The organism is Alteromonas sp. ASW11-130 (assembly GCF_026183735.1).
Taxonomy (GTDB): Bacteria; Pseudomonadota; Gammaproteobacteria; order Enterobacterales; family Alteromonadaceae; genus Alteromonas.
Genome location: NZ_JAPFRE010000015.1, coordinates 384,866 through 400,587 on the forward strand (window position 1 = coordinate 384,866; position 15,722 = coordinate 400,587).

Annotated in this window: 7 protein-coding genes; all 7 read right to left on the reverse strand. The window is 44.4% G+C overall.

From position 1 onward, the window contains the following. Nucleotides 1–50: 50 nt before the first annotated feature. The gene (locus OPS28_RS04825) at nucleotides 51–7,175 is read right to left on the reverse strand and encodes an FG-GAP-like repeat-containing protein (protein WP_265608309.1); all 7,125 of its coding nucleotides are present in this window, start codon (nucleotides 7,173–7,175) and stop codon (nucleotides 51–53) included. A 29-nt stretch (nucleotides 7,176–7,204) separates the two neighbouring features. Further along, the gene (locus OPS28_RS04830; RefSeq protein ID WP_265608310.1) at nucleotides 7,205–7,558 is read right to left on the reverse strand and encodes a hypothetical protein; all 354 of its coding nucleotides are present in this window, start codon (nucleotides 7,556–7,558) and stop codon (nucleotides 7,205–7,207) included. A gap of 458 nt (nucleotides 7,559–8,016) precedes the next feature. Then, nucleotides 8,017–8,769, reverse strand: a complete 753-nt coding sequence (locus tag OPS28_RS04835; protein ID WP_265608311.1) for an MBL fold metallo-hydrolase — start codon at nucleotides 8,767–8,769, stop codon at nucleotides 8,017–8,019. Between the two features lie 299 nt (nucleotides 8,770–9,068). Continuing rightward, the gene (locus OPS28_RS04840) at nucleotides 9,069–9,527 is read right to left on the reverse strand and encodes a hypothetical protein (RefSeq protein ID WP_265608312.1); all 459 of its coding nucleotides are present in this window, start codon (nucleotides 9,525–9,527) and stop codon (nucleotides 9,069–9,071) included. Continuing rightward, a complete protein-coding gene (locus tag OPS28_RS04845; protein ID WP_265608313.1) occupies nucleotides 9,499–12,627 on the reverse strand; it encodes an efflux RND transporter permease subunit in 3,129 nt (1,042 codons plus the stop codon). Before OPS28_RS04845 ends, OPS28_RS04840 begins: the two co-directional genes overlap by 29 nt. After that, nucleotides 12,624–14,375 (reverse strand): efflux RND transporter periplasmic adaptor subunit, encoded by a 1,752-nt coding sequence (locus OPS28_RS04850; RefSeq protein ID WP_265608314.1) that lies wholly within the window; start codon nucleotides 14,373–14,375, stop codon nucleotides 12,624–12,626. Before OPS28_RS04850 ends, OPS28_RS04845 begins: the two co-directional genes overlap by 4 nt. Further along, nucleotides 14,368–15,702: a TolC family protein gene (locus tag OPS28_RS04855; protein WP_265608315.1), complete on the reverse strand. Its 1,335-nt coding sequence runs from the start codon at nucleotides 15,700–15,702 to the stop codon at nucleotides 14,368–14,370. Before OPS28_RS04855 ends, OPS28_RS04850 begins: the two co-directional genes overlap by 8 nt. Nucleotides 15,703–15,722 lie beyond the last annotated feature (20 nt).

A 15,722-nucleotide genomic window follows, 5' to 3' on the forward strand; every position in this document is an offset into this window, starting at 1 on the left:
AAAGTATTAAAAATATTGCACATAATTTATATATTATATGATTTGTCATATTACATCTGTTTGTCCCAACCTGGGGCCCCCAAGTCTGGTGATGGTCGAGTAAAGCCTAATTCCTCAACAAAGGAAAAAGCATAGCTATTACTGTTTGGACCTGTTGGCCAATATCCAATTGAGCCTTTATTTACCATATCAGCAAAAGAGTTCATACTGGCAACAACTTGTTTGTAGGACATTAAAATATTTCCCACTTCTTGAATATGCACTGTGTCGGAGGGTCTATCAAATGCTAACGACTCACTCCAAACACCACTTTGAGCTTTTACATTACCAAACCCAGATCCTGCTATAGTCTGTCCGCCGCCAACTTCAAGAGCTGCGGCGGCTGAACCAGCCGGCCCTGAAGAAGCTACTCCCAGTACACTCATACTTGGTCCACCTCTGGTAATGTATTGCTCGCCAGTAGCAGGATCCGTTGCGATCACAAAAGCGTGATACTTTCCATGGACTCCATGCCCTGACGCCTTTGTATAACCTAACTGTATCCTTGTGGTAGAATTTTGATTGCTTTCCAATGCTTCGACCAAAGGTCCTTCTAAACTCGCAGTCTCAGTCCCATTAAAACTTTCTGGTGGGCCAGTAGGGTTACCTTCTTGATCAGTCCACCGTGAACTATTGGCGTTTCCTTTAGCGTTCGGTATATCAGCTTCAGTGCTCCCCTGCTTTTGAGATGCATCAATAGCCATCCCAGCTCCAAGTATCACAGCACTTTCCAACATCCCCTTAACATAACTCTTGGCAAAGCCCCCCGCGAAGTTAGCCATGGCGGTTCCTCCGCCTTCTATAGCGGTGAGCACGCCTTTTGCTAATTGATAGTAGCCATAGAATTGATACGCGGTAAGAGCAAAGTTAATAGCGGCTGCAATCATTGTATTCGCCAGCTGCGCAGCAATAGCCTTTAATGCCATGGTCGCTAATGTCACCCAGATATATCCCGACGGATCGGTTTTATTCAACGGATTATTCATGGCATAGCTATAGCGGTTAAAACTTTGAATGTTGGAAGGTTGCTGTATTGCAGGGTCAGCTTGTAAGAAGCGGCCAAGTACTGGGTCGTAGATTCTGCCGCCCATATGCACTAGTCCAAGCTCATCTAGCTGTTCATGTCCTGTGTATCCGCGCAGCGTGAGCGAGCTAGTGTAGTTAATAATTTTCTTATGATCACGGGCCCAGGTATTGGCATCGCGTCTGGCGCCGAAAACATCAAAACTCATCTCCTGTGCTTTGCTACCATTTGACTTGGCAATAACATGAGTTGAATTTAAGTGATCGGTTAGTAAGTAATTAACCGTTTTACTGGATTTGACATGAGTTATAAGAATGCTATCGCCAATATAGCGTTTAGCTTGCCAGTCGCTCGACCCTGCGATACGCACAAACTCGACGTTACCGATATAATGAGTTTCGGTTCTAAGTGGTATAAAGGTGGTAATATCGCTGGTTCGAATAGGCACGTAAGTGCCTTTGCCCATGCCTATTTCACTTCGCTTATAGCGTTTACCGTCTACGCCGTAGGCAAAATCCACCACGTAGCCTTCTTTTGCTATACTGACAGGTTTATTAAAACTGTTGTTAACGAACGTACGCTGATTGTCATTAATAATATTACCGGCGGCATCGTAGGTGTAGCTATTTGCCATGGTACCAGTGACCGATTTTACTGCGTGAGGCTTACTGGTATGGTAAGTATAAGTACCCACACCACTTTTACTGGTTATATTCCCAATGGCGTTGTAATTAATATCAGTAACTACATAGGTTTTGCCGGAAACAGTTGATTTGGTCACACGATTAAGTGCATCGTAAACAAAGTCTTCGCGCAGACCTTTTGACAGGTCGCGACGATAGGTAAGGTTGCCTTTGTTGTCCCACTCATATTGCAGGTTTTGCAAGGTGGTTGCGGCGGTTGATTTAATTGTTTCAGTTAAACCTGTGGCTGCATTACGTCCGATAGTTCGGGTAATGACGCCCCCAAGCTTATCTTTACTGATTTTCCCAAATCCATCTGCTTCTAGTGCTTGCCAATACAGGGCGTTACTGGCTTTATCGCGAATTTGATAGGCCCAGTTATGCGCGTTATAGATATGTTTAACGCCGTGTCCAGACGCGTCTATCTCTTCTGCAAGACGACCAGCAGCGTCATATACTGACTTCTCGGTATAGCTGAATGAATCAAAGCTAGTGCGCTTTTCTTTTACTCTGCTGAAGGTGTCGTAAAAGAACTGCTCCTGATAGCCAGACACATTGTCTACTACTTTGCTCACCATTCCTAAAGCAAACGCACCTGAGTCATAGGTATAAACAAACTCGTGTTCTTTGTGGCCAGTAGAGGTTTTGCGTGTTTCTTTTATCTTCCTGCCGAGTTTGTCATATTGAAATGAAATGGTATTGCTATTCGCATCTTTTTGCGAAGTCAGCTCATGATAAGCGTTGTAGCCGTATGTTGTCGTCCCCGCATCAGGGTCGATTATCTTGGTTTTATTGCCATATTTATCGTAGTAGACCCGAATTTGATTACTATTTGGGTCGGTTACCGTGTCCAGTTGATTCGACGTATCGTACAGATACCACGCACGTTTACCGTTAGCATCGAGCACTTCAACTACATTTCCCAACCCGTTTTTAAATTCATGGTTTACATGACCAGTTGGATTAGTAGATGACGTTTTGAAGCCATCGTACTCAGTTTCCCATATTCCACCATCAGCTTGCGTAATCTCAATTACGCGATTGAGGGAATCGTATTTAATAGTAGAAACCAGTGGTGATGTCTCACTACTCAAGTAAGGAACGGATTCAGATATTTTACGTCCGGCAGAATCGTATTCGGTATCCTTATAAATCCAGGTACCTACTTTCAAGCTTTGGCCCGCGCTGCGAACTTCGTTGCCCCGTTTGTCTGTGTAGGTTCGCGCAGTTGGGCTGCCTTCTTGGGTTATTTCTTCATAGTAAACTGCTGATGATGGACAGTGCGAAACGCCCTTACACCAGTACTGTACTTTACTGCTGGTCTGTGCATACGAGCCCGTTTTACTTGTATTATTTTGTGGTGTCCGCACCTCACCGGTTTGGCGTCCCATACTATTGTATTCATAATAAATACGCTGGCCGTTGGCTGAAACTTCGTAATTTTTAAGACCTTTAGACGTGTAATAGATCCTAGTTTTATGACCTAGCTCATTACGCTTTTCAATAATATGACGTCCATACAGATCGTATCCGGTAAACACGACTCTATTGGAGAGCCCAGATTTGGAAAGAGTCTTTTGGGTGGTTAAACCAAATTTATTTAACTCTAGAGAAGTTAAAACGCCGTTATCCGCGGTACTTGATGATAGTCTGCCAAGACTGTCGTATCCAAACTTGGTAATTAGGGTGTGTGTTGGCTGCGGATAGGTGTACGAGCCACGTTTATCCGTTCTTTCTTTTTTCAATGTTTCCTGGGTAACTCTGCCACCATACTTTGAATAAGAATATTGAGACGTTTTGGTTTCTCTTGTTACCACATACTTATCCGTATGGTATTTCATTTCCGTGAGTGGATTACCGTAACTATCCACCGATAGTTCTGAAATTTTCGTCACTAGCTTTTCATTCGCAACGCTATCGACATTGTAGGTTGATTGCGTAGTTTTTTTCGGGTAAACATACTGCGCTTTGGTTCTGCTGCCGATAGTAAAGCTATTGTTAGTGATGACCCCATATTCGTATATCGTTTCAGCTTTTCTAATATAGGTATTAGTCGATGAGGTTGAGGCTATTGACGCGTACTGCTTATCTGTTGACGCAAAACTTAACGAGCGTAAGTCGCCCGAACATAAGCGGGGGTTTGTTTCGCACGGAGTAGGCTCTGGATAAGGGTCGGGCTGCGTCGCTTCGTTCTTCACGATGGCTTCTATGGTTACTTTTGTAGGAGACCCACGGTAAATACCATCTTGTCGATATTCTGTAGTGGTACGTAACGAAGAAGCCACGCTGCTAATCGCTACTTTTCTGTATCCTAGTAATCCACGCCCTATTTGGGCTTTCCCCCCCGTATAATGATACGACAATGTATCACCATTTTGATGCAGACGGCTAACGACCCGCACCGCACCTTTTAAATCAGTCACCAGGCTGCCATTACCCCAGTTTTTGGTATTTCCGTTTGACTCTTTGGTATATACCTGCGGAGAATTTAAGGTTTGATAAAAGACCGACGTCGTATTACCAAATCCATCTGTAACTTTTTCAATTCTATTTGCACCTGTATCATCGCGAAAATCTGTGCGGGAGCGGCCCTTAAAAATAAATTTATCCTGTACGCCGTCTCCATCCATATCAACAAAACTCAGGTCGTTATAATCTGTAGTATCATATCCATAATAATGCTGCGTAAATTGGCCATTTTTATAGGAAATAAAATACATATTCGAAGAAACTTTGAATATGATTTCTGTGGTGCCATTGGCATCCACATCCATGGTCGCTAGATTGTCAGCTTCGTCTTTGCGGATCTGGATGGGTGCATTAAACCCATTTCCATTATTAATGACACCAAACCACATGTTGTCAGACTTGCGTCGATACACTAAATCCGTTAAACCATCGCCATTTAAATTAATCGGCATAACTTTTTCAGCGTGACTGGTCGACCACAGTTTGACATATTCGCTTAACTTAATTTTTCCACTTGAACCATCACCTGATAAAACAATACGCCAACTTGAATAGTTTGAGGTAGTGGTAGACTGGATGGTCGCATGCTCTTGATATGTGTTTAGAAGTTGTGCCGCTTTCTGACTACTAAGCCCTTCTGTGGAGGGCAAATATCCACCTTTATTTACTGTAGTGCTCGCCTGCGTTAGCTGACCTTTGTTTGTCGCTTTAATCGGGGGGTCCTTTCTAGCGGCAAGCTGAATAGGAGTGTTACTTTGTCGATATTTCGTTTTCAAAGAGTTTGTCACAACATTCGTTGACGTTAACACCTGTCCTTTTTGAATTGATGGTACCGGATCTTTTCTGTAAGGTTCCGGGCACGTGTCTGGGAATGGATTACACCCTGGCTCAGTATAGGTCACCACGCGCTCATTAACTTTCACGATTAAGTCAGCTTTACCGTCCCCATTGAAATCGGTGGCGGTAAAGGTGTTATCATCTTCGTCGTAATCTAACAGCGATATAGTAGAATTCGCATAGTACTTCTTTAATGACAGTTCTACGCCGGTTTGCGTACTCGAAACCCCCGTCTTTGTTCCTTTTTGAATAGTCAGTTTATTACCCACGATATGCATAAGATCGGGCATGCCGTCCGCATTCATATCAACAAAGCGTGATTTAGCATCACTGTTCGGTTTGGGTAAGGTGCTTAGGGTAGAAATACTAAAGTTATTCCCTGATGTGTGCTTGATTATTTTCCAGTAATTAGAGGTGGAGGGTAAGTAAATAATGTCATCGTCACCATCTTTGTCATAATCGACGACTTTCCAGGTTCGACGGAAGGATTTACTGGCAATATCATTGTAGGTTTTAATGTGATCTAAGGTTTGACCATTATTTCTTATCAGATATAGGTGATCGGTGGAGCTACCCCGGTCATTTCGGACATAAGCAATGTCGAGTAAGCCATCACCATTGAAATCTAATAATTGGTGCCCTTTGTAGCGGCTCTCGCGAGAAAAGTCTTTGTCTTGATATGATGAAGATTGATTTAAGCTTTTAGCGTTCCATGAAAATACGGTTGGCGCTAAGCATTTATCGTTAATATCACACGCTTCTATTGCTTCAAGCAAACTCGATGCCGAATTACCATAGCTAGCCAAATCTTTTTTATAGCTCAACTTGTACTTTCGCAATAGTGAGCTGCCGTAATAAGACTCAATGGTTTTAAGACGCTTAGTTACGCTACTTTTCTCGCCTGCAATATAAGATTCTGATACATCATGACGACCTTCATAGATAAACTTAATTTTATTTTTATAGGAGTGGGTTGAGTGGGCAGAATAACTAACCTGAGTTGGGTAATATTCTAAAGAACCGCTGACCTTGTCATACGAAAAGGTATAGTAGTTGTCGGATGCATCTTCTACCTTTCTTAGCGCCCATGCGAAGTGTTTATTATTTGACGTTTTGATTAAACCGTTTTCGCTTGAACCCAATTTACCATAGTGAAATACATTCCCTTTTTTGTCATACACTACGAACCGATCAGGCCCTTTAGAGGTTGACGATCGATAAGAGATTATTTTCTGGAAGCTGTCTTGTGCGGTCCTGTATTCAGCATTGTTAGCGCCATAAGTTTGCCCGTTTTTAACCAATAATCGCTGGCCGTCCAGACAAAACCTGTCATTAGTAGAAAAGTCGACCTTACTGACCGTACCATCTGTTTCAATATTCTTTTCACAGCGAGAAATAGCACTTAAACCGCCTATTGCCCAACCAACACCAAGATGCCCATTATTCGGATTGCTCGAATAATTAAGTGAAATGTTTGGTTTCAGTCCACCTGTCGATTCAGCGAGGGTAATAGGAATATTATAAGTGAAGTCACCACTTGGAGATACGTTGCCTTCCCCGGTTAGTCCACCAACATATTCAGATGTACCGATTTCGTGGGTAAAGCCTTCAGTGGTTGCATACTGAACTGTCTGTGTACTTTCATTAAACAAATCATCCTTGAAGTCGCTGTTCATATCGATAACTTTAACATTATCAAGGTTTGACATATCGCGTGTAAAATCAAATGGTTTAGCTAAACCATTTGACACCATTATTTCGTCACCTGTTGAAGTTTGAATAATGAGATCTGGCCTGCCATCACCATCAAAATCACCACTTAGTCGCTTCCCATGCTCAGTAAGCTCTGAATTAAGCTTTCTAAATTTGTCTATGGTGACGTTTTCTATTAAGTATTGATCGCCTCTTTTAACAATTTTTCGATAAGGAAATTTTTCGTATACTCTGACAGACGCAGCTCCATCTTCTGTAGCAGGGACCATGGATACAGGTTCCTGATAATAATAGTTGCCTTCTAGGTCGACCCATACTGCCTGTTGAAGGGGATCGATTTGTGTGGCTGTTGCGGGCAAAGTAATACCAAGTCCGCAAGCTGCGAGCATGCAGAAAATATACGTTTTCATTTTATTATCCTTGTAACGTAAAGGACTTTCTATTCAGCGACGTTTAGTTCTAATGTATTAATGGTGCAGGTTGGAGCTTGGCTATCGAAGTTAATCTTGATGGCTAAGTTTGAAGCCACAGCAGTTAACATTAGGGAATGCATACTTTTATATTGAGGGTGGCTTTGGTTAAGGATGCCACTATTACCATCCTTTAAAGCACAATCCAGAGCCGCATCAGTTCCTGCAGGAAAGGTTAAGAAGGTTCCCTCTGGAGACGCTTTCATGGTAGATACCACTGTATTAGTTACGCCTTCACAAGTAAAACCATCACAGCTTGCAAACGCCGCGCCTGATGCAGTCAGAAGAAGAATAGAAACTGATTTGATGACCGTATTTTTCATCGGAAAATCCATTTGTTTTATAATTATTCATAAACACAGATGAAAAGAGGCAAATACTTGTTCATCCATGAATAAGGGGTAGTAGGTGATACGCTTCACCTGCAATTAATAGTACTTCGGATTGATTAAAATTCAACTAAAAAATGAACTTTTTTTAATCATTTTTCGATCATGACTATTGGTACGTTGTTTTTTGGATAAGTTAATACAAGCGAAAATCAACTATATATCTAGCTAGAATATTGGCAGCCTGCGCGCTATCCCGAACAATACACATTCATATACGATAAGCTTGTTTTCGTAGCATTTAACTGGTGCGCGTGGAGCCAGGGCGATGCGGCGTATGGGAGCGACGTAAATTAAAATACACAATGAACGATATCCGGGCGAGCATGCATGTGTGAAGCGCTCACTACCAGGACATTACTTGATGATTAATTTTCGTTATTTAGCTTAAGTTAAGCTCTTGAGCGCAACTTACCTATCACTCGGCGTTTAAATGAATACCAATGATTTTTGGGAAAACTGGGCGCTTTTTCTAACATTCCACTTAGTATGTGAGAAGGATTTTTTATAGGCTTAACGTGCGCGCAATAGAGGGTTTCCACGTTCATTGATGCGACTTTTTCTAATGACTGTTTGTATTGGTTTGGGTGACAGAGGGGGTAGGGGGGGACTAGCTCACCTTTGACCTTCACCACCAAATCAGCTACATATAGTTGCTGGGTCGGTACATGTAAAACGGAAATATCGTGATTCGTATGACCTGGCGTATAGTGCACCTTAAAATCGGAAAACTCAGGTAAGGTATCACCTTCCTGTAACAAAATATCAGGCTGTAAAAGCGGCGGGTACCACACTTTTCTTTTCGGTTTACCTAATCTCCCCGCGACCCACCAAGTAAGGGCAACATCTATTGCATGAGCGGTGCGTCCTGCGATTCCGGTATACCAGGTTCGGGTGCCGGGATGCGCAGCGATTTTCGCATGCGTGATAGCCCGTAACTTATGCGCACCACCTGCATGATCAGGATGCATGTGTGTGACAACAATAAGCTTTAAGTCGGTCAATGGGCGCTCTAGTTCATATTTGATAAACTTACATACTTGCTTAACATCTGCCCGGCTACACCCATCTAACAACATTAAGCCGTGATGATCTTCTATCAGGTAAATAAATTGAATGTAGCCGTTAAGTATGTGAAGTTTCATTTGTTTGTTCATGCGATGCCGTGAAACCAAAAATAGCATGCTCCAGCAGGTATGACCAGTAAGGATAATACTTGCTCCCCTTTATTCGTCATAAACTAAGGTCAGCGTTCTACCCTGACCTTCCAAAACCAGCTATTTCCTTCACTTGGATTAAATAAACCTATTTTGTAAGCAAAATAAAAAGTGAACAGTGAGAGGGAGAGGGGAGAAGTCAATAGCCATAGCATCCCCATTCACGTTAATGGGTGCTCGGCCCAAAGCACCTATAATTACACTGGTCCCTTCTCAACGTTGCATGGTTAATCACGTTCTGTTGCTATTGGCTGCCCAAACGTATCCCAGAAAATATGGTTCGTATTTACACCAGCAGTGCGAAGACGATGAATCGTTTGTTGCATCATGTTTTGGGGTCCGCACAAATAGAGTTGTGCTTGACCAAAGGCATCAATTTTTGATCGCATTTTAAACATGGCATCTTGCGCATAGCCAGCCTGGCCTAACCAGCTTTCTGAGGGCTGCGACAATACAGGATAGTAGCGAAAGTTTTCTTGCTGTTTCTGCAAGCCAGTGAACTCATCAAAATACAATAGATCTTCTTCTGTGCGCGCACCATAGAAAAAGTAGACTGGAGCGGAAGTCCCATCAGCTAACAACGAATGGATGATCGCGCGAAGCGGGGCCATACCAGAGCCCGCTCCTAACAATACTTTTGTACCTGGGTGAGTAAAATCAATGGTCAAACCTTCGGTCGAGTCCATGCGTAGTTTTTTTCCACAGCAGGTATACAGCGGGTAATACAAGTAACGTTAGTACCAGCGCACTTAAGGTTCCGCCCACCATTGGTGCTGCAATGCGGCTCATAACCTCTGAGCCGGCACCGCCGCCATACATCACTGGTAATAAGCCTATAATGATCGAAAGTGAGGTCATCATCACTGGTCGCACTCGCAACCCTGCACCTTCTTCAATGGCTTTTTTTAGCGCATCTAATGATGGGGTAGCGCTACGAGAAGTCAGTTCTGCACAGCTCTGATTAAGATAAACCAGCATCAACACACCAATTTCAACAGCCACTCCGGCTAACGCGATAAAGCCCACCCCTACCGCGACAGAGAAGTTGAACTGTTCGAAATACATTAACCAAACACTCCCCACCAACGCCAACGGCAAGGTGCCAATAACAATGGCCACTTCACTAAAACTACGGAAGTTCAGGTAAAGTAAAACAATGATAATGGCTAGCGTCAGCGGCACCACATATTGTAGCTTTGCCTTGGCGCGTTGCATGTACTCATATTGACCCGACCAGTTAATTGAATAGCCCGGTGGCAAATCGATATGCTGTGAGACTGCTGTCTGCGCCCTTTCTACGTAGCTACCCACATCTACGTTTTCAATATCTACGAACACCCAACCGTTAATACGCGCGTTTTCGCTTTTTATGCCCGGCGGACCATCTTCAATATAAACTCTCGCTACGTCACCTAACGCAATACGCGCTTCGCTTGGCATCACAATCGGCAGCCGCGCTAATGTTTCGGGAGAGTCTCGATAATCCTGAGGGTAACGTAAATTCACCGGATAACGTTCCAGTCCTTCAACGGTTTGGGTTACATTCATGCCGCCCACAGCAGTAGCGACGACTTGTTGCACATCGGCAATATTTAAACCAAACCTCGCTGCTTTGAGACGATCTATATCAACACGTAAATAGCGGCCCCCCGCCACTCGTTCAGAATAAACCGACGCGGTTCCTGGCACCTCTTTCATTACCTTTTCCAGCTGCTGACCAATAGACTGGATAACGCTTAATTCTGGGCCCGCCACTTTGATTCCCACTGGCGTTTTGATTCCTGTCGCCAGCATATCAATGCGGGTTTTAATGGGCATAACCCAAGCGTTAGTTAAGCCCGGGAAATTCACCAAAGCATCAAGCTCCTGCTTTAAGCTTTCGGTCGTAACCCCTTCTCTCCATTCGGAACGCGGCTTAAGCTGAATGAATGTTTCAATCATGGTGAGGGGGGCAGGATCAGTCGCCGTTTCTGCTCTACCCACTTTACCAAATACCGTTTCCACCTCGGGCAACGTTTTTATCAATTTATCTGTTTGCTGAAGGAGCTCGCGCGCTTTACCAATCGAAATGCCCGGATAGGTTGTGGGCATATACATCAGGTCACCTTCATCCAAATCTGGAATAAACTCACTGCCAATTTTACTTATTGGCCATGCGCTTAATGCAGTAACCAGTATCGCCAATAAGACGGTCATCTTCGGAAATCGCAATACAGTGCGCAATGCGGGCATATATAGCGCAATGAGCATACGGTTAACCGGGTTCTTGTGTTCGGGCAGCACTTTCCCTCGAACAAAATAACCCATTAACACGGGCACAAGGGTTATTGATAGCGCTGCGGCCGCCGCCATGGCGTAAGTTTTAGTAAATGCCAGCGGCGAGAACATGCGTCCTTCCTGCGCTTCCAACGTAAATACCGGTAGGAAAGAGACCGTAATAATAAGCAAAGAGAAAAATAATGCAGGCCCTACTTCGCTAGTGGCTTTTGCCACCACCTGCCAGCGATTTTCTGGCGTGAGCGGCGTTTTTTCCATATGCTTATGCATATTTTCTATCATGACAATGGCACCGTCGATCATTGCCCCGATAGCAATGGCAATCCCGCCCAGCGACATGATGTTGGCGTTTATCCCCTGCATGTGCATGACAATAAATGCCGCTAAAATACCAATCGGTAAGCTGATCACTGCGACTAATGAAGAGCGTACGTGGAATAAAAACACCACACACACCACCATTACCACTAAAAATTCTTCCGCCAGTTTTGACCATAAATTATCAACGGCGTCACCTATTAGCCCTGAACGGTCATAGACAGTGACAATTTCTACCCCAGGGGGTAGCCCTTTTTCCAGTTGTTTTAATTTTGCTTTTACACCATCGATTGTGTCTTGTGCATTTTCTCCGAAGCGCATAACAACAATGCCGCCTACTGTTTCGCCCTCGCCATTAAGTTCGGCTACGCCTCGGCGCATTTGTGGACCAACAGACACATCCGCGATATCCCCAATACTGAGTGGGGTTCCTTGGTTATTAATTCCTAATGGTATGGACTCGATATCAGCAATGCTTTTGATATAACCTGATGCAGTAACCATATACTCGGCTTCTGCCATTTCTATAACGGATGCACCGGTTTCCTGATTCCCCAGTTTAAGCGCGGTTTGGACGAGACTTAACGGAATGTTGTAAGCGCGCAATTTGTTAGGTGACACTTGCACCTGGTATTGACGCACCATTCCCCCTACCGGGGCCACTTCGGAAACTCCGGCTACCGTTTGCAGTTCATATTTTAAAAACCAGTCTTGAATACTGCGTAACTGACTAATGTCGTGCTGACCTGTTTTATCTACCAAGGCATACAGATACACCCAGCCCACGCCCGTTGCATCTGGACCAAGTTGCGGGCGGGCATTTTCAGGCAAAGAAGGTGCAACCTGGCTTAAGTACTCCAGTACACGACTTCGCGCCCAATATAAATCGGTGTCTTCATCGAAGATGACATACACGAAGCTATCACCAAAAAATGAAAATCCACGCACTGTTTTAGCACCTGGCACTGACAACATCGCCGTAGTTAGTGGGTAGGTCACCTGATCTTGCACCACTTGCGGCGCCTGACCAGGGTAATTAGTTTTAATAATGACCTGAACGTCCGATAAATCAGGGATGGCATCAACCGGCGTATTTTTAAGCGAGTAAATACCGCCCAATACCAAAAATAACGTTGCCAGTAAGACAAAAAAACGATTTGCAATTGACCAGTGAATGATGGCACCAATCATAATATATCCTCATTACTTTGCTGCATATTATGCTGGCTATGTTCCATCTGTATTTGCGGAAGTGATTTGATATCGATAATGATAAATTCATCGCCGACCTCAAACGTAAACTCAATCTCCTGACCTTCTTGAAGCCCTGTCAAATCAAGATCTTCTGCGGCTACGAAATCCATGGTAGCAGGGCCGCGATTCCACTTTTCTATTGGGCCGCGGCTGATATTGAGAACACGACTATCCCGATCAATACTATTGATTTTACCGGTGACAGTAGCTTGATTAGCACTACTGTCTTTTTGCGTCATTACATGAATATCTGTTATCAGATAGTCGCCCTGAGCTGTTTTTGTCATTTCAAAATGCAGTGAATCAGCATTCGCCAGCTTATTCATATCAACCGATTCAGCAACAGTAAAATCCATCGTCATTTCAGGCCAATCCCATTCTTTAACGGGTTTATGGGTAATGTTAGCCATTCTGTGGCCTTTCATAACACGGTTTACCTTTCCTTCAGCCCATACCGATGAGGGCTTGTCATCAGGTGACATACGGGCAAAGTCAGACGATATACTGGACTCGGAATCAATCAAAAACTGGGCCGACGTAACCACTTCGTCGTCCTGCATCAATCCTGAAAGAATTTCCACATGGGAGCTATCGACGCGGCCCGTTTCCACCGCTACGGACTTGAACATCCCTTCTCCTAACGCCACTACAACGCGAGACTGTTTACCCGTGCGAATCACTGAAGACTTAGGTACCAGCATGGTTTGTTCATCGGTTTCAGCGTGGATAGTCACTTGCGCGAACATATTCGGCTGTAACGTGCGATCAGGGTTATCGAATTTTAAACGCACTCGCAATGTGCGATTTTTTACATTTAGGGAAGGGTAAATATAATCCACTTCACCCTGCCAGGCTCGCCCAGGTATGAAATCGAGTGTCATCGTAACCGGAAGGCCGACTTCTACCAGTTGCGCATCTCGTTCAAAGATTTCTGCTTCCACCCATACCTGTTCCAGTTGGCCGATACTCATCAGCGTGGTGCCAGGTTGGATGAAAAAACCTTCCGCGATCCGAAGGTCGTCCACAACGCCAGACTGAGGCGCGGTAAAGGTGATAGTGTGTTTTACCTCACGAGTTCGTCGCAATTCACTGATAACAGAGTTGGGAAGTTGCAACGCTCGAAGTCGTTCACTGGCGGCACTAATTAAGCGTGCATCGCCGCGTTTTAGCGCAATAATAAACTCCTCTTGCGCATTCACGAGTTGCGGAGAATACAAGGTATAAAGCGGCTGGTCTTTCTCAACCGGATTGCCCGCTGCTTTCACGAAAAGTGTTTCTACCCAGCCTTCTACTCTTGGATGAATGTGTAATAGTGAGTCTTGATCGTACTGTACATAACCCACCGTATGAATGGCATTGTTCAGTGACCCCATCGTAACTGGTTGTGTACGTACTCCCAGATTATTAATCACCGCCGGCGAAATTTTAACAGCACCTGGACCATGCTCACCTGATGAATCGGATTCTTCATAAACGGGCACCAAGTCCATGCCCATCGGAGATTTACCTGGTTTGTCGCGACGATAGTTGGCGTCCATCGGGGCGACCCAATAAAGCGGTTTTTTCTCCGCCGAACTCTCGCTGCTGCTATGCTGGCTTTCGGGAGTGACAAATAGATAGGTAAGTAAGGCGCCTAAAAGCAACCCAACTATGACGGCTAAGGCAGTGCGTAGTGAATTACTCATATTGGCTCTCCTGCATGACGTGATGTTCTATTTTATTTGGAAAGAAAAAATTCAGCTGGTTTTTGACTTTTAAAATTTCAATATCGATATTAAGGGCTGCTATTCGCGTATTTAATTGAGCGATGCGCGCCATAACTACTTCTGAAAAATCACCATTATCATTGGTGTAGGCCGTAAGTGTTAATTCTGCTTGTTCAGCTGTTTGATTAAGTAGTTGGTCGTTATATAGCGCTTGTCTTTTCTGAAGATTACGGAGTTGGGCTATGCCCTGTTGAACTTGCGCAAGCATGGTGCGCAGCTTTAAACGTTTGTTTGTTTTTACTGCTTCACTTCTTGCAATAGATGCAGAGACTTGTCGATCCTGACGTTCTCCTTGAAAGAGCGGTACGTCGAAAGTCACCCCAATTGAGAGGAAATCAGCTCTTTCCATTGCGCTACTATCATCTCGATAGGCGTAGCTGGCATTGATGCCCCACTGCGGTTTATATTGCTGTCGGGCCAGTTCAATATTCTTTCCTGCCACCTGTTGCTCCACATCAATGGCCCTGATGGAGGGGTGGTCATTCAATGCTTCTACGAGCAGCGAATGTTTGTTTTTACGATCTAACAGATCAGGGTTGTGCAACGTTACCTCGGGTAATGATTCAGGTAGAGACTGGGACAGGGCTATTCCAGCGACCCACTCATTTAGTGCTGCCAACGCCACATCCCGCTGTTGACGCTGTACTGTCAGTCTATCTTCTAGCTGAATCAGTTCGAGATGGGCACGAACTACATCTTGCTGGCCGGTATTGCCAAACGCTGAGGAGTAGTTAGCACTTACTATGTCCGCCATTTGCTCGAACAGGGCTGAGTCAGCTTCAATTAAATTTAACGTTTGCTGAGCTTGATACCATTCCAGCCATCGTTGCGTCACCATCGTTTTGATTGCCGCTATCCGTTCTTGCCGCAGTACTGGCAGTTGTGAGGCTTTTAAATCTAACTGTTCACGTTTTAGCGATAGGGTATCCCCCCGTGGAAACGGTTGTGATACGCCTACCATTAACTGTGTCATGGCTTCCTGATCAAAGGAAAACGTATCCACTGGTAGGTTCATCATGTTGATAGACACGTTGGGGTTTGGCAACGTATCAGCGGCAATACTCTCTTCTTTTAGCGCCTGCTCCTCATAGCGCTTCCCTTGCAACCAGGGGTCCTGTGCAATGGCTAGGGCGATGACATTTGACAGCGTATTTTCGCTACTAATAGCGGAGGTTGAGAAAGTACCACATATAAATATTACCCCCATGCTATACCAGGTAGTAAGGGCGTTTTTGAAAATGCTCATAATATTGCTCCACGCAATAT

Bases quoted from the DNA above. Each gene is read 5' to 3' on its own strand.
- OPS28_RS04850 (WP_265608314.1), bottom strand. From the start codon at position 14,375: ATGAGTAATTCACTACGCACTGCCTTAGCCGTCATAGTTGGGTTGCTT.
- OPS28_RS04830 (WP_265608310.1), bottom strand. From the start codon at position 7,558: ATGAAAAATACGGTCATCAAATCAGTTTCTATTCTTCTTCTGACTGCA.
- OPS28_RS04845 (WP_265608313.1), bottom strand. From the start codon at position 12,627: ATGATTGGTGCCATCATTCACTGGTCAATTGCAAATCGTTTTTTTGTC.
- OPS28_RS04825 (WP_265608309.1), bottom strand. From the start codon at position 7,175: ATGAAAACGTATATTTTCTGCATGCTCGCAGCTTGCGGACTTGGTATT.
- OPS28_RS04835 (WP_265608311.1), bottom strand. From the start codon at position 8,769: ATGAAACTTCACATACTTAACGGCTACATTCAATTTATTTACCTGATA.
- OPS28_RS04840 (WP_265608312.1), bottom strand. From the start codon at position 9,527: ATGGACTCGACCGAAGGTTTGACCATTGATTTTACTCACCCAGGTACA.
- OPS28_RS04855 (WP_265608315.1), bottom strand. From the start codon at position 15,702: ATGAGCATTTTCAAAAACGCCCTTACTACCTGGTATAGCATGGGGGTA.